This is a genomic window from Streptomyces sp. NPDC126503, from assembly GCF_040302405.1.
Classification (GTDB): domain Bacteria; phylum Actinomycetota; class Actinomycetes; order Streptomycetales; family Streptomycetaceae; genus Streptomyces; species Streptomyces gulbargensis.
This window is the reverse complement of sequence record NZ_JBEORS010000001.1, coordinates 491,122-514,585: the sequence shown is the minus strand read 5'-3', so window position 1 is coordinate 514,585 and position 23,464 is coordinate 491,122. Positions and strand designations below refer to the sequence as shown.

General features: G+C 73.1%; 20 protein-coding genes and 1 tRNA gene. 7 read left to right on the top strand and 14 right to left on the bottom strand.

The window, feature by feature from the left end; translation table 11 throughout:
- Nucleotides 1-16 precede the first annotated feature (16 nt).
- A complete protein-coding gene (locus ABTY40_RS02370) occupies nt 17-589 on the bottom strand; it encodes a hypothetical protein (RefSeq protein WP_352057767.1) in 573 nt (190 codons plus the stop codon).
- A gap of 78 nt (nt 590-667) precedes the next feature.
- On the opposite strand from ABTY40_RS02370, the gene ABTY40_RS02365 reads away from it, so the two are divergent.
- On the top strand, nt 668-1,420 hold the full coding sequence (locus ABTY40_RS02365) for a response regulator transcription factor (protein ID WP_352057766.1): 753 nt from the start codon (nt 668-670) through the stop codon (nt 1,418-1,420).
- Nucleotides 1,417-2,820: a HAMP domain-containing sensor histidine kinase gene (locus ABTY40_RS02360; protein WP_352057765.1), complete on the top strand. Its 1,404-nt coding sequence runs from the start codon at nt 1,417-1,419 to the stop codon at nt 2,818-2,820. The genes ABTY40_RS02365 and ABTY40_RS02360 overlap by 4 nt, the downstream gene beginning before the upstream one ends.
- A 371-nt stretch (nt 2,821-3,191) precedes the next feature.
- Here ABTY40_RS02360 and ABTY40_RS02355 read toward each other — a convergent pair whose 3' ends face one another.
- The 5 genes from ABTY40_RS02355 to ABTY40_RS02335 form a co-directional block, all read right to left on the bottom strand.
- Nucleotides 3,192-4,847 carry a bifunctional aspartate transaminase/aspartate 4-decarboxylase gene (locus tag ABTY40_RS02355; RefSeq protein ID WP_352057764.1) on the bottom strand — a complete coding sequence of 552 codons (1,656 nt, stop codon included), beginning with the start codon at nt 4,845-4,847 and terminating at the stop codon, nt 3,192-3,194.
- Nucleotides 4,848-4,902: 55 nt separating this feature from the next.
- Nucleotides 4,903-6,585: an aspartate-alanine antiporter gene (gene aspT, locus ABTY40_RS02350; RefSeq protein ID WP_352057763.1), complete on the bottom strand. Its 1,683-nt coding sequence runs from the start codon at nt 6,583-6,585 to the stop codon at nt 4,903-4,905.
- Between the two features lie 147 nt (nt 6,586-6,732).
- Complete coding sequence (locus ABTY40_RS02345) at nt 6,733-7,590, bottom strand: carbohydrate ABC transporter permease (RefSeq protein ID WP_502990462.1); 858 nt, start codon at nt 7,588-7,590, stop codon at nt 6,733-6,735.
- The gene (locus ABTY40_RS02340) at nt 7,557-8,588 is read right to left on the bottom strand and encodes a carbohydrate ABC transporter permease (protein ID WP_502990470.1); all 1,032 of its coding nucleotides are present in this window, start codon (nt 8,586-8,588) and stop codon (nt 7,557-7,559) included. Before ABTY40_RS02340 ends, ABTY40_RS02345 begins: the two co-directional genes overlap by 34 nt.
- A gap of 61 nt (nt 8,589-8,649) precedes the next feature.
- Nucleotides 8,650-9,975 carry an ABC transporter substrate-binding protein gene (locus ABTY40_RS02335; RefSeq protein ID WP_352057761.1) on the bottom strand — a complete coding sequence of 442 codons (1,326 nt, stop codon included), beginning with the start codon at nt 9,973-9,975 and terminating at the stop codon, nt 8,650-8,652.
- A gap of 179 nt (nt 9,976-10,154) precedes the next feature.
- Here ABTY40_RS02335 and ABTY40_RS02330 point away from each other — a divergent pair, with 179 nt between their 5' ends.
- The gene (locus ABTY40_RS02330) at nt 10,155-12,842 is read left to right on the top strand and encodes a cellulose binding domain-containing protein (RefSeq protein WP_352057760.1); all 2,688 of its coding nucleotides are present in this window, start codon (nt 10,155-10,157) and stop codon (nt 12,840-12,842) included.
- A gap of 80 nt (nt 12,843-12,922) precedes the next feature.
- Here the strand turns inward: ABTY40_RS02330 and ABTY40_RS02325 are convergent.
- From ABTY40_RS02325 to ABTY40_RS02310, 4 genes are all read right to left on the bottom strand, one after another.
- Nucleotides 12,923-12,995, bottom strand: a tRNA-His gene (locus tag ABTY40_RS02325).
- 105 nt (nt 12,996-13,100) lie between these two features.
- Nucleotides 13,101-13,703, bottom strand: a complete 603-nt coding sequence (gene orn / locus ABTY40_RS02320) for an oligoribonuclease (protein ID WP_352057759.1) — start codon at nt 13,701-13,703, stop codon at nt 13,101-13,103.
- Nucleotides 13,704-13,843: 140 nt separating this feature from the next.
- Nucleotides 13,844-15,013, bottom strand: a complete 1,170-nt coding sequence (locus ABTY40_RS02315; protein WP_345281635.1) for a helix-turn-helix domain-containing protein — start codon at nt 15,011-15,013, stop codon at nt 13,844-13,846.
- 377 nt (nt 15,014-15,390) lie between these two features.
- Entirely contained in the window at nt 15,391-15,792 is a 402-nt protein-coding gene (locus ABTY40_RS02310; protein ID WP_352057758.1) for a hypothetical protein, read from the bottom strand.
- Nucleotides 15,793-16,132: 340 nt separating this feature from the next.
- On the opposite strand from ABTY40_RS02310, the gene ABTY40_RS02305 reads away from it, so the two are divergent.
- Together ABTY40_RS02305 and ABTY40_RS02300 are read left to right on the top strand one after the other, a co-directional pair.
- The gene (locus ABTY40_RS02305; protein ID WP_345281631.1) at nt 16,133-16,654 is read left to right on the top strand and encodes a universal stress protein; all 522 of its coding nucleotides are present in this window, start codon (nt 16,133-16,135) and stop codon (nt 16,652-16,654) included.
- A gap of 142 nt (nt 16,655-16,796) precedes the next feature.
- Nucleotides 16,797-17,357, top strand: a complete 561-nt coding sequence (locus ABTY40_RS02300; protein WP_352057757.1) for a GPR1/FUN34/YaaH family transporter — start codon at nt 16,797-16,799, stop codon at nt 17,355-17,357.
- A 327-nt stretch (nt 17,358-17,684) separates the two neighbouring features.
- On the opposite strand, the gene glmS is transcribed toward ABTY40_RS02300, so the two are convergent.
- Both glmS and ABTY40_RS02290 read right to left on the bottom strand, forming a co-directional pair.
- Nucleotides 17,685-19,502: a glutamine--fructose-6-phosphate transaminase (isomerizing) gene (glmS, locus tag ABTY40_RS02295; RefSeq protein ID WP_309050210.1), complete on the bottom strand. Its 1,818-nt coding sequence runs from the start codon at nt 19,500-19,502 to the stop codon at nt 17,685-17,687.
- Between the two features lie 91 nt (nt 19,503-19,593).
- Complete coding sequence (locus ABTY40_RS02290) at nt 19,594-19,869, bottom strand: hypothetical protein (RefSeq protein WP_309050211.1); 276 nt, start codon at nt 19,867-19,869, stop codon at nt 19,594-19,596.
- A gap of 193 nt (nt 19,870-20,062) precedes the next feature.
- Between ABTY40_RS02290 and ABTY40_RS02285 the strand changes: the two genes are divergently transcribed.
- Entirely contained in the window at nt 20,063-21,721 is a 1,659-nt protein-coding gene (locus tag ABTY40_RS02285; protein ID WP_352057756.1) for a beta-N-acetylhexosaminidase, read from the top strand.
- 55 nt (nt 21,722-21,776) lie between these two features.
- Here ABTY40_RS02285 and ABTY40_RS02280 read toward each other — a convergent pair whose 3' ends face one another.
- Together ABTY40_RS02280 and ABTY40_RS02275 are read right to left on the bottom strand one after the other, a co-directional pair.
- Nucleotides 21,777-21,986 (bottom strand): DUF397 domain-containing protein, encoded by a 210-nt coding sequence (locus ABTY40_RS02280; protein WP_352057755.1) that lies wholly within the window; start codon nt 21,984-21,986, stop codon nt 21,777-21,779.
- Complete coding sequence (locus ABTY40_RS02275; protein ID WP_352057754.1) at nt 21,983-22,822, bottom strand: helix-turn-helix domain-containing protein; 840 nt, start codon at nt 22,820-22,822, stop codon at nt 21,983-21,985. The genes ABTY40_RS02280 and ABTY40_RS02275 overlap by 4 nt, the downstream gene beginning before the upstream one ends.
- Nucleotides 22,823-22,917: 95 nt before the next feature.
- Here ABTY40_RS02275 and ABTY40_RS02270 point away from each other — a divergent pair, with 95 nt between their 5' ends.
- On the top strand, nt 22,918-23,364 hold the full coding sequence (locus ABTY40_RS02270) for a hypothetical protein (RefSeq protein WP_352057753.1): 447 nt from the start codon (nt 22,918-22,920) through the stop codon (nt 23,362-23,364).
- Nucleotides 23,365-23,464 lie beyond the last annotated feature (100 nt).

Here is a 23,464-nt window from a genome sequence, read left to right as displayed (position 1 = left end):
CCCGGCGGGACGCCCGCTACGCCCGCCGGTCCTCGATCTGCACGCGGGGCGCGGTGTCGTGCCACACGCAGAACACCGACTGCTCCCGGCCGTCGCGGGTGAACGTGACCCGGATCCAGGACGGTTGCTTCCACACCTGCATGCGCCAGCCGGACGCGGGCGTCGCGGACACCAGCTCGGCGGAGGACCTCCCGAGGTCGAAGGTGACCCGGCCCCCGTCCACGGTGTACCCCTGCGCGCGGGACGGCGGCGCGGTCGTCGGCGACGGGGGCGGGGTCGCGGACGGCGGGGGAGCCGACGAGGGCGTGCGGGCGCCCGCTCCGTCCCGGGACGGCTCCGGTGTCGCCGGGGTGGAGGAGACGGGCGACGGCGGCGGGGGAGAGGAAGGAGGCGGGGAGGGGCGGTGGGTGGAGGACGCCCGCGGGTCCTCGCCGCCGGTGCCGACGGCCGGCAGGGGCAGAGCCCGGGGCGGGTCGTAGGCGGTGCCGGCCAGCACCGCGTGCACCCCCCACCAGGACAGGGTGACCGCCGCGCCGGTGGCGAGCGACCAGGCCAGGGCGTGAACGAGTCCTCTTCGCATCCGGGCCATACTGCACCACCCCGCACCCGCGCGGGCGGGAGGGTGGACGCGCGTACCGGGTCCCCCGGATGGCGTACGGTGCCGCCCATGGCAAGTGTGCTCGTGGTCGAGGACGATCCGTTCGTGCGCTCCGCCCTCATCAGGCACCTGACGGCGCTGCCCGCGGAATCCCACACCGTACGGAGCGTCGGCACGGCTCTGGAGGCGCTGCGCGAGGTCGCCCATGTCCGCTTCGACGTCGTGATCCTGGACCTCGGACTGCCCGATCTGGACGGGTCCGAGGCGCTGAAGATGCTGCGTGGCATCACCGACGTACCGGTGATCATCGCGACGGCCCGGGACGACGAGGCCGAGATCGTACGGCTCCTCAACGCGGGCGCCGACGACTACCTCACCAAGCCCTTCTCGGTGGACCACCTCTCGGCCCGGATGGCCGCGGTCCTGCGCAGGGCGCGGGCGGGGGCCGGGGAGGTGCCCCCGTCGCGGGTGCTCGGCGTCGGCGGGCTCACCGTCGACCCGCTGCGGCGCCAGGCCCGACTGGACGGGACCGCGCTCGATCTGACCCGGCGCGAGTTCGACCTGCTGGCCTACCTCGCCGGGCGGCCCGGCGTGGTCGTCCCGCGCAAGGAACTGCTCGCGGAGGTGTGGCGGCAGTCGTACGGGGACGACCAGACCATCGACGTCCATCTGTCGTGGCTGCGCCGCAAGCTGGGTGAGACGGCGGCGAACCCCCGCTACCTGCACACCCTGCGCGGGGTCGGGGTGAAGCTCGAACCGCCCCGGGAAGCCGGACCCGGGGCGGGAACGGACGCGGACAGCGGCGCGGAGCCACAACCGTGAGATGGGCCCTCGTCAAGGTGGCCCTCGCCGTCACCGTCATGGTCGTCGTCGCCTTCGCCGTCCCGCTCGGCCTCGTCGTGGCGGAGATGGCCCGCGACCGGGCCTTCTCCAACGCCGAGCGCAAGGCCGCCGGGCTCGCCCCGGTCCTCGCCATCACCACCGACCGCGCCGAACTGGAGAAGGCCGTCGCCACCACCGAGGACGGGACCGCCGGGCGCCTCGCCGTCCACGTGCCCGGTGCCGGGCCGGGCGGGCGGGCCCTGGAGATCGGCACCCGCCGGGCCGGCGCGGCCGACCTCGCCGCCACCCGCGCGCTCGGCCGCGCCTCCAGCACCGAGGTGCCGGGCGGCTTCGCGCTGCTCCAGCCCACGGCGGTCGGCAGCGGCCAGGTCGCCGTCGTCGAACTCTTCGTGCCCGAGGACGAGGTCAGCAACGGGGTCGCCACCGCGTGGCTCGTCCTCGCCGGGGTCGGCGCCGCCCTCGTCGTCGGCTCCGTCGCCGTCGCCGACCGGCTCGGCGTCCGCATGGTCCGGCCCGCCCAGCGCCTCGCGGGCGCCGCCCACGACCTGGGGGAGGGGAAGCTCGGCGCCCGCGTGCCCGAGGAGGGGCCGCCCGAACTCAAATCGGCCGCCGTCGCGTTCAACGCCATGGCCGACCAGGTCGTCCAGCTCCTCGCCAACGAACGCGAACTGGCCGCCGACCTCTCCCACCGGCTGCGCACCCCGCTCACGGTGCTCCGGCTCAACGCGGCCTCGCTCGGCTCGGGGCCGGCCGCCGACCAGACGAGAGCCGCCGTGGAGCAGCTGGAGCGCGAGGTCGACACCATCATCCGTACGGCCCGGGAGGCGAAGCCGCAGACCCAGGCCACCGGGGCCGGCGCGGGCTGCGACGCGGCCGAGGTGGTCCGCGAACGCATGGGGTTCTGGTCGGCGCTGGCCGAGGACGAGGGCCGCCGGGTCCGGGTCGCGGGCGTGGACCGCCCGGTCCGCATCCCCGTCGCCCGGCCCGAACTCGCCGCCGCGCTCGACGCGCTCCTCGGCAACGTCTTCCGGCACACCCCGGAGGGCACCGCCTTCTCCGTCGACCTGCACAACGGCGAGGACGCCGTCATCGTCCTCGTCTCGGACGCGGGCCCGGGCATCGCCGACCCGGCCGCCGCGCTCGCCCGCGGCAACAGCGGGGAACGGGCCGGTTCGACCGGGCTCGGTCTGGACATCGTGCGCCGCATGGCCGAGTCCACCGGCGGTGACGTCCGGATCGGCCACTCGGTGCTCGGCGGCACCGAGGTCCGGATCTGGATCGGCCTCGGCACCCGCCGGGCCGGTGGTTCCGGTGGCCGGCGCGGCAACCGGCCACGGCGCCGCGGCCGCCGCCTCCCGGCGGGCACCCGCGGGGCCTGACCAGTCCGCCGGCCCCGGGCTCCGACCCGGCGCCTCCCGTCCGGTGCCGGCGCGGCTCGAGGACGGCCGACCTTTCGCGGACCCTAGCCGCGCCTTAAGCGGACCCTAAGAAACCGCCCGGGGCCGCCGGGACGCTCCCGCCAGGCCCCCGCCCCCGCTAGCCTGCCGCCGTACCCGTCGAAGACCCCGCCCGCGCACCCGTACACACCGAAACCCCGCCCCCGCACCCGTACACACCGAAACCCCGCCCCCGCACCCGTACTTCCTCCCCGCACCGCCCCGAGCCGCCGCCACTCCTCCCCCCTCCCCCCACGCCGCGCGCCCCGGCCGGTACCACCCCACCGCCGGCCGGGGCGCGCTCCCGGTCCCGCTCAGCCGGCCGCGCGCGCGGTCCTCCACTCCTCCTCGTAGTCGTCGAAGATCCTGCGCAGCTGGTGGCCGATCTTCAGGTAGTCGAGGTCGTCGAGGTTGGCGAGCGAGACGCGCACGGACCACTCGGGGCCGTCGAAGCCGCCGCCGTTCAGCAGGACCACACCGGTCTGTTCGGCCAGCCGGAACAGCGGGTCCACCGGCTCGTAGTTCTTCACCAGGAAGTCCGCGAAGTCCTTCCCGTGCACCCGCTCCGCCTCCGCGAGCAGGTCGAGCTCGACGTAGTACGCGGCCCGCAGCGGATCGTCGGCGATCTTCATCCGCGCGCCTTCGAGGAGCAGGCCCAGCCGCCGGCGCACGATCCCCCGGATCCGCTCCTTGTACGCCCGGCCCTCCTCCAGGAGGTCGAAGAGGGAGAAGAGGACCATCATCACCTGCTGCGGGAGGGAGAGCCCGGCGGTGTGGTTCAGCGCGACCTGGCGCGAGTCGGCGACCAGCCGGTCGATGAAGCGGATCTTCTCCGGCTCCAGGCTGAGCGTGCCGTACCGCCGGTTCAGGCGCTCCTTCTCGGCCGCCGGCAGGTTCGCCAGCATCTCGTCGACGACGTTGTCGTCGTTCAGGCCGATGACGCCGAGGCGGTGGCCGGTGCAGCCGTAGTGCTTGGAGTACGAGTAGACGAGGAGCGTGTTGCGGGGCAGGTCGGCCGCGAGCGAGCGGAAGCCCTCCACGAAGGTGCCGTACACGTCGTCCGTGACGATCAGCAGGTTCGGGTTGCGGGTGGCGACGATCTTCCGCAGGTGCGTCCTGACCGGCTCGCCCAGTGCCAGGGACGGCGGGTTGGACGGGTTGACGACGCAGACCAGCTTCACCGACGGGTCGGCCAGCTTCTCGATCTCCTCCTCCGGGTAGCGCCACTCGCGCACCCCCGTCTCGGCGAACCGGGAGGCCTCGACGTGGACGACGTCGAACGCGTACGTGTCCAGCTCGGGGATCTCGATGTACGGGGTGAAGACCGGCACCATCAGCGCGATCCGGTCGCCCTTGCGCAGGATCCCGTTCTTCGTCAGGGAGTCGAAGATGTAGCACATGGCGGCCGTGCCGCCCTCGGTGGCGAACAGCGACAGGTTCCCGGCGGGCGGCCGCCCGCCGAACATCTCGTCGGCCAGGTAGCCGCGTACGACCTGCTCGGTGTGGGTGAGGATGCGGTCCGGTACGGGATAGTTGTCGCCGATCGAGCTGTCCGTCAGCTCGTGCACGAACGCGTCCTTGTCGAAGCCGAAGCGTTCCACCGCGTACTCCACGCACCGCCGGAGCAGGTCGATGCCCGGCAGGTCGGGGTGGCGCCGGACGAAGGCGTCGAAGCGGGCGCCCGAGCCGGCGGGCTCCGGCATGCCGCCGAGGTCGTCGGCGGTCCACACCCGGCGGGACTCCGAAAGGGCGAAGTGGCCGAGCGCCAGGAAGGCCTCCCGGGGTCCGGTCGCGACCCAGTTGGGGTTGCCGCGGCCCGCGTTGAGCATCTGCGTCTGCGAGGTGCCCTTCTGGCCCGGCTCGCCGTCCTGCGCGGCCTGCGCGATCCGGATGAACGTGTCCTTCAGCTCGAACGGCGAGAGCCGTGCGAACGACCGGATCTGCTCACGGGTGAAGGTGGTCTTGGGCACGGCGGGGGGTCCTTTCCGTCCGGAGGAGGAGGTCGGTCGTCACCTGGCGGTCCTCTCACGCTCCGAGGACGCCGACGAGCAGCGGACCGGTCAGCGGGAGCAGGAAGTTCGAGAGCGTGTACGTGATCGTGTAGCCGAGCATCGGGACGGAGCTCTGGGCGACCTGCGTGACGGAGGTGATCGCCGGGGTGGAGCACTGCTGGCCCGCGATGGCGCCGATCAGCAGGGGCTTCTCGATCTTGAGCAGCTTGCGGCCGACGATCAGCGAGACGGTGGCCGGGAGGAGGACCATCGCGATCCCCGCGAACGGCAGCAGCGCGCCGTACTGCTTGAGCAGCGGCCAGGCCTGCGGGCCGGACACCAGGCCCGTACAGGCGATGAAGACGGCGAGGCCCATGTCCTTCAGGGTGGTCGCGGCCTGCGGGGGGAAGGCGCCGAAGGTCTGCGTGCGGGAGCGGAACCAGCCGAAGAGGAGGCCGGAGACGAGGCAGCCGCCGCCGGTGCCGAGCGACAGGGGGACGTCCCCGAAGCGGACGACGACCTGGCCGAGGAGCGAGCCGCAGGCGATGCCGAGCCCCAGGTAGATGAAGTCGGTGGCGTCGTTCCTGACGGTCGCCCCGATCTTCGCCGCCAGCTTGCCGAGGCCCGAGCGGGAACCGACCAGGGTGAGGACGTCCCCCCGGTGCAGGACCGTCTCGGGGGTGGCCGGCAGGTTCTGGTCGCCGCGCAGGACGTCCGTCACGTACACGCCCCCGGAGGCGAACTCGGGGTGCTCCCGGGTGAGGGTGTCGATCGACGTGCCGACCGCGGCCTTGTCGGTCAGGGAGACCTGGGTGGTGGCGAGCGGGGTGTCGAGACCGGGGACGGCCGGGGTCTCCGGGCCGATGATCCGGCCCGCCTCGATGATGTGGGAGCGCCGGCCGACGGTGAGCACCAGGTCGGACAGGGTCAGCGTGAAGCCGGGCGGGGGAGGGGTGAGAACCTTGCTGCCCCGCTTGACCGCCTCCACGGTGACCCGGCCGCCGAGCCGGTGCTCCAGATCGGCGACGGTCGTCCCGTCCGCGTGGGTGACGAGGAACGTACGGCCGACCAGGCCCGGCAGCGCCTCGCGCTCGTCGGCCTCGAGCCCGCCGCCGGACCCGCGCATCTTCTCCCACAGCTCCCGGGAGGCGTCGCGGAGGTTGATCCGCAGCATCATCGGCATGACCTGGCTGGTGTAGATCACGATGGTGATGAGGCCGAACAGGTAGCAGACGGTGTACGCGGTGGCCACATGGCCCTGGTACTGGGTGATCTGCTGCTGCGTCAGGTCGGAGAGCTTGCCGATCGCCTCCGTGGCCGTACCGACGACCGCCGACTCGGTGGCGGCTCCGGCGAGGATGCCGGAGGCGGTGCCGACGTCCAGGTCGAAGGCCTTGGCGAGGCCGAGGGCGATGCCGACGACGCAGACCACCTCGATGAGGCAGAGGGTGAAGAACCGCAGGCTCCCCCGGTTGAGGTGGGCGAAGAACTGCGGGCCCGCCATGTAGCCGAGCGCGAAGATGAACAGCGCGAAGAAGATCGTCTTCACGTCGTCGGAGACGGTGACCTTCGTCCAGGCGCCGAGCAGCAGGGCGACGATCAGGGTGCCGCAGATGCCGCCGAGCGTGAGCGGGCCGACCCGGAGCCTGCCGAGCAGATGACCGGCGGCCAGGCAGAGGAAGAGGGCGAGTTCGGGGTGGTCGCGCAGGACTCCCATGCGGCCTCACTTGGGCCGGGGGAGCGCACCCGCGAAGGGGGCGGATGAGGAGATCTCGGGCATAAGGGGAAGCTAACAGGGGGCCCGGGGAAGTGGATCATCCCCGCGCCCGTTCGGGTGAGCGGTTCCGGACCCCCGAAGGAGGCCCTAACCCTTCACCGCGCCCCGCATCACCCCGCCCACGATCTGCCGCCCGAACACCGCCAGGACCACCAGCAGCGGCAGGGTCCCCAGCAGCGCCCCCGCCATCACCACCGACTGGTCCGGCACGTGCCCGCGCCCGAGGCCCGTCAGTGCCACCTGCACCGTCGGGTTCCCGGTCTGCGTCAGGACCAGGACCGGCCAGAAGAAGTCGTTCCACGCCGCCACGAAGGACAGCATCCCGAGGACCGCCGCCGCCGGGCGCGCCGCGGGCAGCACCAGGTGCCACAGCACCCGGACCGTCCCCGCCCCGTCGACCCGCGCCGCCTCCAGGAGTTCGCGCGGCAGCGCCCGCCGCAGGTGCTGGCGCATGAAGAACACCCCGAAGGCGGAGACCAGCGCCGGCAGGATCACCGCCTGGAGGCCGTCGGTCCAGCGCAGCCGCGCCACGAGCAGATAGAGCGGTACGACGCCGAGCTGCGGCGGGATCAGCATCGTCGCCCCCACCAGGAACAGCAGGGCGCCCCGGAAGCGGAAGCGCAGGTGCGCGAAGGCGAAGCCCGCCAGGGTCGAGAACAGCACCGTGCCGGCCGCCACGGCCCCGGCGACCACGGCCGTGTTGACGATCGCCTCACCGAGCCCGCCCTCGGTCCAGGCGATCCCCAGGTTCCGCAGCAGGTTCCGCCCGAACCACAGCGGCGGCGGCGCGGCGGCCAGCCGCGTGCTGGTCCGCGAAGCGGCCACCGCCGTCCACAGCAGCGGGAAGAGGGAGACGGCGGTGAGGACCCCGAGCAGCGCGTACGTCCCGGGCCCGGCCCGTTCCGGCCGGCTCACCGCGCCGCCTCCCGCCGCCGCCCGGCCCACCGGGCGGCCCCGAAGAGGACCACCAGGAGCAGCAGCATGGCCCAGGCGATGGCCGCCGCCCGCCCGAGGTGCAGGTTCACCCAGCCCTGCTCGTACAGATAGAGCCCCAGCGTCTGGTACTGCCGGTCGGCCCCGCCCGAGGCCCCGGCCCCGCTGTTGAACAGCAGCGGCTCGCCGAACAGCTGGGTCGCGCCGATCACCGACACGAGCACCGTGAAGAGGAGCGCGGGCCGCAGTCCCGGCAGGGTCACGTGCACGAACTGCCGCCACCGCGAGGCCCCGTCCAGCGCCGCCGCCTCGTACAGCTCGCGCGGGATCGTCCCCATCGCCGCCAGGTAGATGAGGGCGTTGTAGCCGGTCCACCGCCAGATCACGATCGACGCCACCGCGAACTTCGCGGCCCACGGCCCGTTCTGCCAGTCCACCGGTCCGGCACCGGCCAGGCCGAGGAGCCAGTTGACCATCCCCTGGTCCCGCCCGAAGAGGAGCGCGAAGACCAGGGTCGCCGCGGCCACCGAGGTGGCGTACGGGGCGAGCGCCACGACCCGGAAGAAGACCCGCCCGCGCATCCGGGCGTCGAGCAGGTGCGCCACGCCGAGCGCCAGGATCAGCTGGGGGACGGTGGCGAGGAGTCCGATGGCGGCGGTGTTGCCGAGGGCGTTCCAGAAGTACTCGTCCCCGAGGAGCCGGGTGTAGTTGTGCGCGCCCGCCCACCGGCCCTCGGCGGGCGCGGTCAGCTCGACCCGGTGCAGCGAGGTCCACCCGGTGGCGAGCAGGGGGAAGATCCCGAAGGCCCCGAAGAGGAGGAAGAAGGGCGCGACGAGGAGGTACGGCGCCCAGCCCGGGCGCGCGGTGGTCGCCCGGCGGCGCGCGGCCCGCACCCGGCCCGCCCGCCCGGCGCACGCCCGTACGGGCAGGGCCGGAGGGTCGGACTCCGGTACGGCTCGGGCCGCTCCCGTGCCCGCGGTCCCGTCCCCGGCCGGCGGCCCCGCCCACACCCCCGTCCCCGCCGTGGTCACCCCCGCCGGCGGGAGCGGCTTCACCTCGGTCACGGCCGCCTCACCGATCCAGGGCGTTGTCGATCGCCCGCAGCGCCGCGTCCCAGGCCGAGGCGGGGGACCGGCCGGTCTGGTCGACCTGGAGCATCCCGGTGTCGGCGAGGATCTGCGCGACCAGGGCGTCCTTCGGGCCGACGGGGGCGCGCGGCACCCCCCGGGCCGCCGCGGCGAAGATCGCGCCGACCGGAGCGTCCCCGAAGTACGGATGCCGGGCCCCGGCGACCTCCGGCAGGGCGTAGGCGGCCGAGGCGCTCGGGAAGCTGCCGCGCCGCGCGAAGAGACGGGCCTGCTGGGCGGGGGCGGTCAGCCAGGCCGCGAGCCGGGCGGCCTCCTTCCGGTGCTTCCCGGCGGAGGGGACGACGAGGAAGGAACCGCCCCAGCTGCCCGGCCGGGGCGCCGCCGCCACGTCCCAGCGGCCCCGCCCCGCCGGCCCCGCCTTGTCCTGGATGTAGCCGAGCATCCAGGCCGGGCAGGCGACCGTCGCGAACGCGCCCCGGGCGAAGGCCTGGTCCCAGTCGGGGGTGAACTGCTGGAGCCGGGCGGTCAGCCCCTCCCGGGCGAACACGGCCGCCAGGTCCCAGGCCTCGCGAACGGCCGGGTTGTCCGCCACCACCAGCCGGCCCCGCCCGTCGTAGAACCGCAGGGCCGCCCCGGCGGTGACCGCGGCCATCACCCCGGAGGCGGAGTCGGTGAACGCGACGCCCTCCGGGGCGCGGGCGGCGAAGCGGCGCCCGGCCGCCAGGTACTTGCCCCAGTCCCCGGCCCACATCCGCCCGACCTCGGCCCGCCCGGTGGGCAGTCCGGCCCGCGCGAAGTGGTCCTTGCGGTAGCACACGGCCTGCGGGCCGATGTCGGTGCCGAGGCCCAGCGTGCGGCCGTCGGGCCCGGTGGCCTGCGCCCACTTCCACGGCAGGAACGCGGCCCGGTCCACCCCCGGCGCCGTACCGAGCTCCTCCAGCCGCCCGCCCTGGGTGGCGACGACCTCGGCGATGTTGCCGACCTCGACGGCCTGGACGTCGGCGAGACCGGAACCGGCCGTGAGGTGGGTGAGCAGCTGCGGGTAGTAGACGTCGTTGCGGGCGAGGGAGGTCTGGCGGACGGCGACGTCCGGGTGGAGCCGCATGTACGTGTCGTAGAGCCCGGCCTCCTGGAGACCGAAGGTGCCGAACACCCCCACCGTGAGCGTGATCCGCCGCCCCTCCCCGGACACCGGCTGCCGCACCCCGGCCCTGGCCGGTCCTGGCGGGTCGGTGGCGCAGCCCGCCGCCAGGGCCGTGGCGACCAGCAGACCCACGGCCAGCCGGAACGTGCCGCTCCTCCTCCACATGAGGCCCGACCGTAACGGGCCGCGCGCCCGGGCCCGGGGAACCGGCCCGGGAGGGCCACCCGGCCGGTCGAATCCCGTCGAACGTCTTCGACGGCTCACGGACCTTGACCGTGTTCCGGCGCGCTGCCGATAGTGGGAGCGCTCCCACCGCTCCCACCCCCTTCCTCGACGGGATCCCCATGCGCAGAACACGACCCGGCCCCCGCCGGCTGCTCGCCGGCCTCGCCCTGGCCGCGGGCCTCCTCGCCGGCGCGCTCCCCGCGACCGCCGCACCCGAGGCCCCCGCCCGCGCCGCCGCCCCCGCACCCGTCACCACGGCGGCGACCCCGGCGTACACCTGGAAGAACGTCCGGATCGACGGCGGCGGCTTCGTCCCCGGCATCGTCTTCAACCGGGCCGAGAAGAACCTCGTCTACGCCCGCACCGACATCGGCGGCGCCTACCGCTGGAACCAGGCCGACTCCTCCTGGATCCCGCTCCTGGACCACGTCGGCTGGGACGACTGGGGCCACACCGGCGTCGTCGGTCTCGCCACCGACTCCGTCGACCCCGACCGCGTCTACGCCGCCGTCGGCACCTACACCAACGACTGGGACCCCGGGAACGGCGCCGTCCTGCGCTCCGCCGACCGCGGCGCCACCTGGCGGCGCGCCGACCTCCCCTTCAAGCTCGGCGGCAACATGCCCGGCCGCGGCATGGGCGAGCGCCTCGCGATCGACCCGCACCGCAACAGCGTCCTCTACCTCGGCGCGCCCAGCGGCCACGGTCTCTGGCGCTCCACCGACTCCGGCGCCACCTGGGCGAAGGTCACCTCCTTCACCAACCCCGGCGGCTTCCGGCAGGACCCCACCGACACCAGCGGCTACAACTCCGACCAGCAGGGCGTCGTCTGGATCACCTTCGACGAGTCCACCGGCACCCCCGGCACCGCCACGAGGACGATCTACGCGGGCGTCGGCGACAAGGACAACGCGGTCTACCGTTCCACCGACGCCGGCGCCACCTGGAGCCGGCTGCCCGGCCAGCCCACCGGACTCCTCGCCCACAAGGGCGTCCTCGACACCGCGACCGGCCACCTCTACCTCGCCTACAGCGACCGGGCCGGTCCGTACGACGGCGGCAAGGGCCAGGTCTGGCGGTACGCCACCGCCACCGGCACCTGGACCGACATCAGCCCCGTCGCCGAGGCCGACACCCACTACGGCTTCAGCGGCCTGACCGTCGACCGGAGCGACCCCGGCACCCTGATGACCGCCGCCTACAGCTCCTGGTGGCCCGACACCCAGATCTTCCGCTCCACCGACTCCGGCGCCACCTGGACCCGGGCCTGGGACTACAGCTCCTATCCCACCCGCGCCAACCGGTACACGATGGACGTGTCCTCCGTGCCCTGGCTCACCTGGGGCGCCGCCCCGGCCCCGCCCGAGCAGACGCCCAAGCTCGGCTGGATGACCGAGGCCCTGGAGATCGACCCCTTCGACCCCGACCGCATGATGTACGGCACCGGCGCCACGGTCTACGGCACCACCGAGCTCACGAAGTGGGACCGGAACACCCCCTTCACCATCCGGCCCATGGTCCGGGGCCTGGAGGAGACCGCCGTCCTCGACCTGATCGCGCCCGCGTCCGGTGCCCCCCTGATCAGCGCCCTCGGGGACGTCGGCGGCTTCCGCCACACCGACCTCGACCGGGTCCCGTCGATGATGTTCACCTCCCCCACCTTCACCTCCACCACGAGCCTCGACCACGCCGAGGCCGACCCGGACGTGGTCGTCCGCTCCGGCCACCTCGACGGCGGCCCCCGGATCGCCTTCTCCACCGACAACGGCGCGCACTGGGTCGCCGGACGCGAGCCCGCGGGCGTCACCGGCGGCGGCACGGTCGCCGCCTCCGCCGACGGCCGCCGCTTCGTCTGGAGCCCGGACGGCACCGCCGGTGTCCACACCACCACCGGCCAGGGCGCCTCCTGGACGGCGTCCACCGGCATCCCGGCCGGGGCCACCGTCGAATCGGACCGCGTGGACCCGAACACCTTCTACGGCTTCAAGGCCGGCACCTTCTACGTCTCCACCGACGGCGGCCTCACCTTCACCGCCCGCGCCACCGGCCTGCCCGCGAAGGGCGACGTCCGCTTCAAGGCCCTGCCGGGGAAGAAGGGCGACGTCTGGCTCGCCGGCGGCGCCCCCGACGCCGCGTACGGCCTCTGGCACTCCACCGACGGCGGCGCCACCTTCGCCAGGGTCGCCGGGGTCGGGCAGGCCGACGCGATCGGCTTCGGCAAGGCCGCCCCCGGGGCCTCCTACCCGGCCCTCTACACCAGCGCGGAGATCGGCGGGGTGCGCGGCATCTTCCGCTCCACCGACGCCGGCGCGCACTGGGTCCGGATCAACGACGACGCCCACCAGTGGGGCTGGACCGGCGCCACCATCACCGGTGACCCGCGCGTGTACGGCCGGGTGTACGTCGCCACCAACGGGCGCGGCATCATCCAGGGCGACACGAGCGGGACCCCTGGCCCCGGCCCCACGGACCCGCCCGCCCCGGCGGGCGCCTGCAAGGTCGCGTACACGGTGACGAACCAGTGGCAGGGCGGCTTCCAGGCCGACGTCACCCTGACCAACACCTCCACCACCCCCTGGACCGGCTGGACGCTCGGCTGGACCTTCGGCGCGGGCCAGACCGTCGGCCAGGCGTGGAACGCGACCGCCGCCCAGACCGGCACCGCCGTCACCGCGAGGAACGCCGGCTGGAACGGGACCGTCGCGGCCGGGGCCTCCGCCTCCTTCGGCTTCACCGGCTCCTGGACCGGCACCAACCCCGCGCCCACCGCCTTCACCCTGGGAGGCACGCGGTGCGCGACGGGCTGACCGCCCTTCACCTCCGCGGAGCGTGAACGCGGAAACGACCGAGGCCCCGGTTCTTCCGAACCGGGGCCTCGGCCCTGCAGGGTGAGTAACGGGACTCGAACCCGCGACATCCTGGACCACAACCAGGTGCTCTACCAGCTGAGCTATACCCACCACGACCGGCGGTTTTCCCGAAGGTTTCCCCGACCGGCCGAGAAGAAGTCTACAGGGTCCCGGAGGGTGCTCGCGCCCGCATTGACGACGGGCGCGAGCGAGGGGTCACGCGCCGGGTACGACGTGGCGGGCCGCGATCTCCTTCGCGGTCTCCGAGTCGGGTCCGGGCTGCGGCACGAAGACCGCCTCCCGGTAGTAGCGGAGCTCCGCGATGGACTCGCGGATGTCGGCGAGCGCGCGGTGGTTGCCGCTCTTCTCCGGACTGTTGAAGTACGCCCTCGGGTACCAGCGGCGGGCCAGCTCCTTGACCGAGGAGACATCGACGATCCGGTAGTGCAGATGGCTCTCCAGCGCCGGCATGTCCCGCGCGAGGAAGCCGCGGTCCGTGGAGACCGAGTTCCCGCAGAGCGGCGCCTTGCCGGGCTCCTTCACGTGCTCGCGGATGTACGCCAGCACCTGGGCCTCGGCGTCGGCGAGCGTGGTGCCGCCGGGCAGGGCGTCCAGCAGCCCCGAGGACGTGTGCATCCGGCGCACGATCTCGGGCATGGTCTCCAGGGCCGCGTCGGGCGGGCGGATCACGATGTCCACCCCTTCGCCGAGCACGTTCAGTTCCGAGTCGGTGACCAGCGCGGCCACCTCGATGAGTGCGTCGTCCGTCAGCGAGAGCCCGGTCATCTCGCAGTCGATCCACACCATGCGATCGTTCATGTGTCCCACCTTAGGGGGCGTGGCGTCTCACGGGGGGAGCAGGCCGACGGGCCCCCGGGGAGGTGTCCCCGGGGGCCCGTCGTTCCCTGCGGCGCGCGGCTTGTGGCCACGCCGGTCTCGGTGCCGCCGCCGCGGCGGTGTTACGGGGCGCTGCGCTGTCCCGGCAGGGCGGCCCGGCCGGGGGCGTAGACGTCCGACTGCGGCTTGCCCGGCTCCATCGGGCCGCCCGGGCGCCGGACGCCGGAGGCGACCTGCGCGGGCACCACCGGGTCGAGCACCGCCGTGGCGGGCTCACCCTGCGGACGCCTGGCCCGGTACGCGGCCCGGTAGGCGGCCGGCGAGGAGCCGAGCTGCCGCCGGAAGTGACCGCGCAGGGCCACCGGCGAACGGAAGCCGCACCGGCCCGCCACCTCGTCGACCGAGTAGTCGGAGGTCTCCAGGAGCCGCTGCGCCTGGAGCACCCGCTGGGTGATCAGCCACTGGAGCGGGGCGGACCCCGTCAGCGAGCGGAACCGGCGGTCGAAGGTCCGCCGGGACATGTACGCCCGCGCGGCGAGCGTCTCCACGTCGAACTGCTCGTGGAGGTGCTCCAGCGCCCAGGCGACGACCTCGGCCAGCGGGTCGGCGCCGATCTCCTCGGGTAAAGACCTGTCGAGGTAGCGCTCCTGCCCGCCGCTGCGCCGCGGCGGGACGACCAGCCGGCGCGCCAGGGCGCCCGCGGCCTCCGTGCCGTGGTCGGACCGCACGATGTGCAGACAGAGGTCGATCCCGGCCGCGGTCCCGGCGGAGGTGAGCACGTCACCGTCGTCGACGAAGAGCTCCCGCGGGTCCACGTGGACCGACGGATAGCGCTTGGCCAGCGTCGGCGCGTACATCCAGTGCGTGGTCGCCGGGCGGCCGTCGAGCAGACCGGCCGCGGCGAGCACGAACGCGCCGGTGCACAGGCCGACGATCCTGGCCCCTTCCTCATGGGCGCGGCGCAGCGCCTCCAGTGCCTCCGGCGGCGGCGGGGAGGTGATCGACCGCCAGGCCGGGACGACGACCGTCCCCGCCCGGGCGATGGCCTCCAGGCCGTACGGAGCGGTGAGTTCGAGCCCACCGGTGGTCCGCAGGGGGCCCTCCTCGCCGGCGCAGACGAGCAGCCGGTAGCGGGGGACTCCCGCGTCCTGTCGGTCGATGCCGAACACGGAGAGCGGGATGGAGCTCTCGAAGATGGGGCCGCCGCTGAACAGCAGCACCGCGACGACTTCGCGACGGCGGCGCCCGGACAGCTTCCGTGCGACCTCCGGTACGGCGGAGTCCTGGCTCATCAGGCTAAGCCCCCCTCGGTGTTGGCGTCTCCCTGGTCGTGTCGCACCTGCACGTTTCCCCTCGGTTTTGCGCGAGGCCCCAGTCTTCGGTACCCATGATCGAATCTACTGCGTCCCATGGCACCGCCGTGACAAGTTCTCCATCCGGCAGATTGTCGACAAGGCCACTTGGCGCGAAGCGATCGATGGCGAAGCGTTCCACCCGGCGGCCCCGGGCGGAAGGGCCGCGGCGGCGAACGCCCCGTACGCGGAGGGTGCGGGCCCCTGTGACGGGGCTTTCGGGCTCCTCGGGGCCCCCGGTGGAGGACCGTTCCGCCAAGGAATCGCCGAGAAGGGGAACTTGGCTGAAAACCGATGGGATCGGGTGTGCGAGCCTGTCAACTCGGTGGGTTCGTCCGTTTCCGCCGGCGGCTTCCGGCCCCCTCCGCGACCCCGTCACGGGCCCCCCGCCCGGCCCGCGGACCGCGCTCGGAGCGGCGCAGCAGCAGCCGGCAGACCGCGGTCACCGAGACGAGCCCCAGCGCCGCCCCGGCCGCCCCGCCGAGGGAGGTGCCGTAGACGACGAGGACCACCGGCACCAGGACACAGCAGAAGACGGCCCAGCGCACCAGCTCGTCGGCGGGACCGGCCGCCGCCGACCCCTCGGGAGCCCCGGCGGGCCCCTGCGCGCGGTCGGCGGGAGCGGGCCCGCGCGCCGCCCGGCGGCGCCCCCGGGGCGCGGCGGGACGGCCGGCCTCCGGCGTCCTGGCGGGGCTCGACGGTACGGGCACGGGCGGCACGGGCGGTCTCCCTGCGTCGGTGGGCTGGACCTGTGGCAACGAGGAGCGGAACGCTCCGGTCACTGTGAGCGACGTCCGTTTGGCCCCCGTACGGACGCTTGTAGAACCCACCCGGCATTGCCAGAAGCCGAACCGCTCGTGCATGCTCCCTGGAACGCCGTCCTCAAGCGGCGCGCAAGCCGGGCGTGCTACGGCGGGCCCTGTGCAGGAGAGGAGTGTCGCCGTACCCTTGGGGGTATGGGCTTGGGAAGATGATTCCCGGACACAGCTCCGCCGCCACCCGTTGTTCCTCCCCCCTTCACCGTCCCTTCCCACGAGGACCCTCTTCGCCGAGACATCGATGGCCGGTCACGAATTCTTCGAACCCGCGGACCGCAAGCGCGTCGCCGACTCCACGGTCGACCCCCTCGCGGTGGAACAGCCACGCCACTCCTGCGACCCGGCCTTCCGGCACGGGGTGGTCGTCGGCTTCGACGGCTCCACGTCCAGTGAGCGCGCTCTGGCCTACGCCATCGGCATGGCCCGGCGCTCCGGCTCCGGCCTGATCATCGTGCACGTGGCCAACCGGCTGCCGACCACGGTCTGGGCGGGCTGCGAGCCCCCCGTCTTCGTGGACGTCCCGGACCACCGCACCGAGGTGCTCGGTCTGGAGCTGGCCTGCGCCGACTATCTCTCCGAGGTCCCCTGGATCCTCGTCGAGCGCGGCGGGGACATCTGCCACGAGCTGGAGGAGGTCGGCCGCGAGTACTCGGCCGACGCGATCGTGGTCGGCTCGACGCACGGGATCGTCGGCCGGATCTTCGGCTCGGTGGCCGGCCGTCTGGCGCGGCGCGCGCAGCGGCCCGTGATCGTCATCCCGTAGCCCTCGCGCCTCTCCCAACTCCCTTGTTCAGGCCATTGTTTCGGCCTTCCTCAGGTGATTTGTGCCCTTGTGAAGGGTAGATAAAGGTCACGGGATCTCGGTGTCCCGAGCCCGACAACTGCACACCTGAAGGGAGCCCGCCGTGGACAACGACGTCGCCGCGGGGAACACCACCTCCACCCTCGGTCACCTCGCACTCGGTCTGACCCTCCTGGCCTTCGGCCTGGGCGGTACGGGTGTCATCGACAACGTCGCGGCAGCGGATGCCGCGGGCCTCGCCACCTGGGTCGGCGGGGTGGCTCTTTTCCTGGCCGGCCTACTCGCGCTGCGCGCGGGCGGCACCCGTGAGGGCACGGCCTTCGCGGCGCTGGGCGCCTTCTGGTTCACCTGGGGCACGGCCGTCGGCGGCGGTGTCCCGGCGGAGGCGGCGGGGGTCTTCATGCTGCTGTGGGCGCTGCTGGCCCTCTCGCTGACGGCGGCGGCCTCGGGCAGCGGCCCGTTCGGGCAGGGCGTGTACGGGCTGCTGTGCGTCTCGCTGCTGCTGTCGGGCGTGGCGGGCCTGGCGGGCAGCGGGGGTCTGGCGAAGGCGGGCGGCTGGGTGGCCGCGGTGGCGGGCCTGGCGGCCTGGTACGGCGCGACGGCGACCCTGGCCGGCTGGCCCACCACCCTCCGCCGCCCCTCCCGCGGCCCGGCCACGGCCTGACCCGTACGCCGTGAGCGGGCGCCCCGCCCCCGGGGCGCCCACCCCGGGGGGCGGTGCCTGCCACCCCCGGCACCTCGGCGAGTGAGCCGAAGGGGCGCGCGGCTGTCGAAAGGGAGAACGCGCGGAGGCCCGTGAGGTACGAGCGGGTCGAGCACGATCGACCGTCGACAGGCGCACGAAGCGCCCCGGAGGCGAACCGAGCCCAGAAAAGAAAGAGGAACCGGCCCTCGCGCTCCTGGGAAGCGCGGGGGCCGGTTCCGTGTCCGGTCGATCCGCCGGGGGACAGGCCCGGCGGGCGGGGCGGGGGGACAGGCCCCGCCCCGGCGACTACTCGACCGTGACGGACTTGGCGAGGTTCCGCGGCTTGTCGATGTCGCGGCCCATGGCGAGCGCCGTGTGGTAGGCGAACAGCTGGAGCGGGATGCCCATGAGGATGGGGTCGAGCTCGTCCTCGTTCTTGGGGACCACGATGGTGTGGTCGGCCTTCTCCTGGGGCTGGTGGGCCACGGCGAGGATGCGGCCGGAGCGGGCCTTGATCTCCTCGAGGGCGGCGCGGTTCTTCTCCAGCAGGTCGTCGTCGGGGACGATCGCGACGGTGGGCAGGGCGGGCTCGATGAGGGCGAGCGGGCCGTGCTTGAGCTCGGAGGCGGGGTAGGCCTCGGCGTGGATGTAGGAGATCTCCTTGAGCTTCAGGGAGGCCTCCAGGGCGACGGGGTAGCCCCGGACGCGGCCGATGAACATCATCGACTGGGCGCCGGCGTACTCCTTGGCGAGCTCCTTGATCTCGTCCTCGGTCTTGAGGATCTCCTCGATCTGGGCGGGGAGCTTGCGCAGGCCTTCGATGATCCGCTTGCCGTCGGTGACGGACAGGTCGCGGATGCGGCCGAGGTGGAGGGCGAGGAGCGCGAAGGCGACGACGGTGTTGGTGAAGCACTTGGTGGAGACGACGCAGACCTCGGGGCCGGCGTGGACGTAGACGCCGCCGTCGGCCTCGCGGGCGATGGCGGAGCCGACGACGTTGACGACGCCGAGGACGCGGGCGCCCTTGCGCTTGAGCTCCTGGACCGCGGCGAGCACGTCGTACGTCTCGCCGGACTGCGAGACGGCGATGTAGAGGGTGTCGGGGTCGACGACCGGGTTGCGGTAGCGGAACTCGGAGGCGGGCTCGGCGTCGGCGGGGATGCGGGCCATGCCTTCGATGAGGGAGGCGCCGATCATGCCGGCGTGGTACGAGGTGCCGCAGCCGAGGATCTTGATGCGGCGGATGGTGCGGGCCTCGCGCGGGTCGAGGTTGAGGCCGCCGAGGTGCACGGTGGAGAAGCGGTCGTCGATGCGGCCGCGCAGGACGCGGTCGACGGCGTCGGGCTGCTCGGAGATCTCCTTGTGCATGTACGTGTCGTGGCCGCCCATGTCGTAGGAGGCGGCTTCCCACTCGACGGTCTCGGGGGTGGCGGTGGTGGAGGCGCCGGCCACGGTGTAGGTGCGGAAGTCGTCGGCCTTGAGGGTGGCCATCTCGCCGTCGTCGAGGGTGACGACCTGGCGGGTGTGGGCGATGAGGGCGGCGACGTCGGAGGCGACGAGCATCTCCTTCTCGCCGATGCCGAGGATGACGGGGGAGCCGTTGCGGGCGACGACGATGCGGTCGTTGAAGTCGGCGTGCATGACGGCGATGCCGTAGGTGCCTTCGATGACCTTGAGCGCCTCGCGGACCTTCTCCTCGAGGGAGTCGGCCTGGGAGCGGGCGATGAGGTGGGTGATGACCTCGGTGTCGGTCTCGGAGGCGAAGACGACGCCGTCGGCCTCGAGCTTGGCGCGGAGTTCGGCGGCGTTGTCGACGATGCCGTTGTGGACGACGGCGACCTTGTTCTCGGGGTCGAGGTGGGGGTGCGAGTTGTGGTCGCTGGGGGCGCCGTGGGTGGCCCAGCGGGTGTGGGCGATGCCGGTGGTGCCGGTGAAGCGCTTGGGGACGCGGGCTTCGAGGTCCCGGACGCGGCCCTTGGCCTTGACCATCTTCAGGCCGTTGGACTTGGGGCTGGTGATGACGAGGCCCGCGGAGTCGTAGCCGCGGTACTCGAGGCGCTGGAGGCCTTCGAGCAGCAGCGGTGCCACGTCGCGCTTACCGATGTAACCGACAATTCCACACATAAAGGTGTAACCCCTCCGGTTGGTGATGGTGCTGTCCGCCCCGTGGACGACAGCCGGGTCCGGCCGGTCCGGCCGGTTCCGTTCGGCCGTCTCAGCCGTAGACGATCCGGCGCAGCTGCCGGAGCGAGAGCTCCGGTGGCGCCACGGCCCGGTGCGGCAGCTCCGCCGCGATCCGTTCGAAGATCTGGGCGTTCACGGCCCCGCCCGCCTGCAGTTCGCGGTGGCGGCGCCGGACGAACTCCTCGGTCGTCTCGTCGAAGTACGCCAGCACGTCGAGTACCACCCGGGTGGCCTCACCGCGCTGGAGCGCGGTGCTGCGCACCAGGTGGTCGATGAGGTCGTCATGCGACGGGCGGCGTTCGAGCACCTGGAAATACTGAGGGGTACCCCGGGGTCTCCGCAAGAATCCTGCCCGGAATCGGGCAGGACCCTCATGATCGGCGGTGAAAACGAGTGACTTGGTCCAGACCTTGACCGGGGGTGAGGGGAGCGGTACGCAAGGGTGGCAACCGGATATAGAGAACGACAGACGCGTTGATCACCTGAAGGGGAGCACGCCTGTGAGACAGCGCCGAAGGATTCCGCGCCTGATCGGTTCCCTGCTTCTGCTCGCCGTGGCCGCGGCCGCGGGCGGCGAGGCCTCCGCCGCCGGGAAACCCGCCCGGAAGGCCGCGCCCGCCCCGGGCCCGGCCGCGGGCGCCGCCGCCGAGCCCGAGGTCCGCCCGCTGGGCCGCATCATCCCCGTACCCGCCTCCGTCACCCCCGAGGGCGAGCCGTACACGCTCACCCGAACCACCCGCATCGGGGTGGACCAGAAGTCCCGGGAGGTCGGCCGCTACCTCGCCGGCCTCCTCCGCCCCTCCACCGGCTTCCCGCTGCCCGTCGTGGACGAGCGGGCCGCCCAGAGCGGCATCCGGCTCCGCGTCAGCCCCGGGGAGACCGCCCTGGGCGCGGAGGGTTACCGGCTCCGCTCCGAACCCGGCGGCATCACCCTGACCGCCCGCGAGCCCGCCGGGCTCTTCCGCGGGGTGCAGACGCTCCGCCAGCAGCTTCCGGCCGCCGTGGAGCGCCGGACCGTCCAGCCCGGCCCCTGGAAGATCGCGGGCGGCACCGTCACCGACACCCCGCGCTACGCCTACCGGGGAGCGATGCTCGACGTCTCCCGGCACTTCTTCACCGTGGACGAGGTGAAGCGGTACATCGACCAGCTCGCCCTCTACAAGGTCAACACGCTGCACCTGCACCTCACCGACGACCAGGGCTGGCGCATCGCCGTCGACTCCTGGCCCCGGCTCACCACGTACGGCGGCTCCACCGAGGTCGGCGGCGGACCCGGCGGCTACTACACCAAGGAGGAGTACCAGGAGATCGTCCGCTACGCGGCCTCCCGCCACCAGGAGGTGATCCCGGAGATCGACATGCCGGGCCACACCAACGCGGCCCTCGCCTCCTACGCGGAGCTCAACTGCGACGGCGTCGCCCCGCCCCTCTACACCGGCATCAAGGTCGGCTTCAGCTCCCTGTGCGTGCCCAAGCCCGTCACGTACGACTTCGTGGACGACGTGATCCGCGAGATCGCCGCGCTCACCCCGGGCCGCTATCTGCACATCGGCGGTGACGAGGCGCACTCCACCAGCCATGCCGACTACGTCGCCTTCATGGAGCGGGTCCAGCCCGTCGTCGCGAAGTACGGCAAGACGGTCGTGGGCTGGCACCAGCTGACCGGCGCCACGCCCGCCGAGGGCGCCCTCGTCCAGTACTGGGGCCTGGACCGCACCCCGGCCGCGGAGAAGGAGAGGGTCGCCGCCGCGGCGCGCAACGGCACCGGGCTGATCCTGTCGCCCGCCGACCGGGTGTACCTCGACATGAAGTACACGAAGGACACCCCGCTCGGCCTCGCCTGGGCCGGGTACGTGGAGGTCCGCCGCTCCTACGACTGGGATCCGGCGACGTATCTGCCGGGCGCCCCGGCCGGTGCCGTGCGCGGGGTCGAGGCCCCGCTGTGGACCGAGACGCTGGAGACCCCGGCCCACCTCGACGTCATGGCCTTCCCGCGCCTGCCGGGCGTGGCCGAGCTGGGCTGGTCGCCGGCCGCGAGCCACGACTGGGAGACGTACAAGGTGCGGCTCGCGGAGCAGGCCCCGCGCTTCGACGCGCTGGGCATCGGCTACCACCGCTCGCCGCAGGTGCCCTGGCCGACCGGCGGCTCCGGGGAGTGACACGGACGCGGGCCCCGGCGGAGGACCGTACTCCGCCGGGGCCCGCACCGGTTCGTCAGGCGTTTCCGAGCGCGCCGTCCTTGACGCCGCAGACGAAGGCCGAGAAGGCGTGGGGGGCGATGCTGAGGGCGGGGCCGGTCGGGCGCTTGGAGTCACGGACGGGAACGACGCCGTGCACATGGGCCAGGTTGGTCGCGACCTCGACGCAGTTGCCGCCGTTGTTGCTGTAGGAGGACGTGAACCAGCGGGGGGATTCGGTCGTCACAGGGTGCCCTTTCGTGCTTCGTGGATCACGGCCACGGATTCCGCCTGGGAGAGCGATTCGGCCTGGAGCTGATGGTAGGCCGTCAACATGGGCATGACCGTCTTCATTTCCCGGTCCAGGTGCCCCTGGGCCTGCGACTCCGCGTAGCAGACCACGGACCGGTCGGCGAGAGTGAGCAGATTGACCGGGAGGTCGAACGGGCGACGCTCTCCTATGGTGTACGGGGCGATCTGGAGCAGGCTGGTGGGGCGGTCCGCGAACTCGGCGAGATGTTCCAGTTGAGCGTTCATGATCTTGCTTCCTCCGACCGGCCGCCGAACGCAGCTCTCGTCCATCACCACGAAGATCATGGGCGGTTGCTCCCGCTCCAGCGCCGCCTGGCGCGCTGCCAGGAACGCGACGCGCTCGTCGGCCTGTCCGGGGGTGATGGCTCCCCGCTTCACGGCGCTGTTCGCCAGCACCCGCGCGTACTCGGGGGTCTGCAGCAGGCCGGGAACGATCCCGATCTCGAACAGCCGGATCTCCACCGCCCGCCCCTCGTACCCGACGTACTCCGGGAAGCCCTCCAGCAGGACGCCGTGCCGCATGTCCCGCCATTCGCGTTCGAGCGACTCGCTGCTCCCGGCGAGACCGAAGACCTGGTCGGCTTTCCGCGAGAACGGGAGGGTCGGCGGTTTGCGAGCAGTTTCCACCGCGGAGATGTGCTGACTGGTACAGCCCATGGGCCCGGCCAGGTCTTCCTGAGTCCAGCCCCGCTCCTCTCGCAGCCTGCGCAGATGAGCTCCGTAGGCGGCTTGCGGGCTGGACCCCGGGCGTAATTCCTTGCGGTTGACCACAACTCATCCTTCGAATCGGACTAGTTGAAGGGAAGTTGACTGTAGTCCACGCTGGGCACCCCTGGTAGTGATTCCGCTACGGAGAGGAGTGACCCGTGTCCACGCGCGCCGTCCCCCCGCCCCCGAACGAGCCCCCTCCCACCCCCGTCGGCGCGTTCGTCGCAGACGTCAGTCACGGCACGGCCCGGCTCGGCCGGGTGTCGCGCAGCCAGGCCGGGAAGGGCTACGTGCGTCCGCCCGGCGGCGGCGCCGAGTGGGTGGCGTCGCCCGAGAACCTGCGCGCGCCGACCGAGGGCGAGTGGTCCAGCATCCGTATCCTCACCACCCGCGTGCCCCCCGCGCTCGTCCTCTCCGCCGACCACGAGCTCCGCCCCCGGCCCGAGCCGGTTCCGGGCTGCACGCCCTGCTCGTACCTCGTCCGGTGGTTCGACCACTACATGCGCAGGGGCCCGCAGCACGACGAGTCCGCCGCCGTGGACTGTGTGGTGGAGATCCGGAACCACCCCCACGACCCGCCGAAGATGCGGATCACGAAGCCGTGACGGTGGCAGAGGCGGACGTCGCCGTCACGACCGGCTCGGTCCGCGCCCACTGCGACCCCCTGCCCTTACGGGGCATGGATGCGGGCCCCGGCGGAGGACC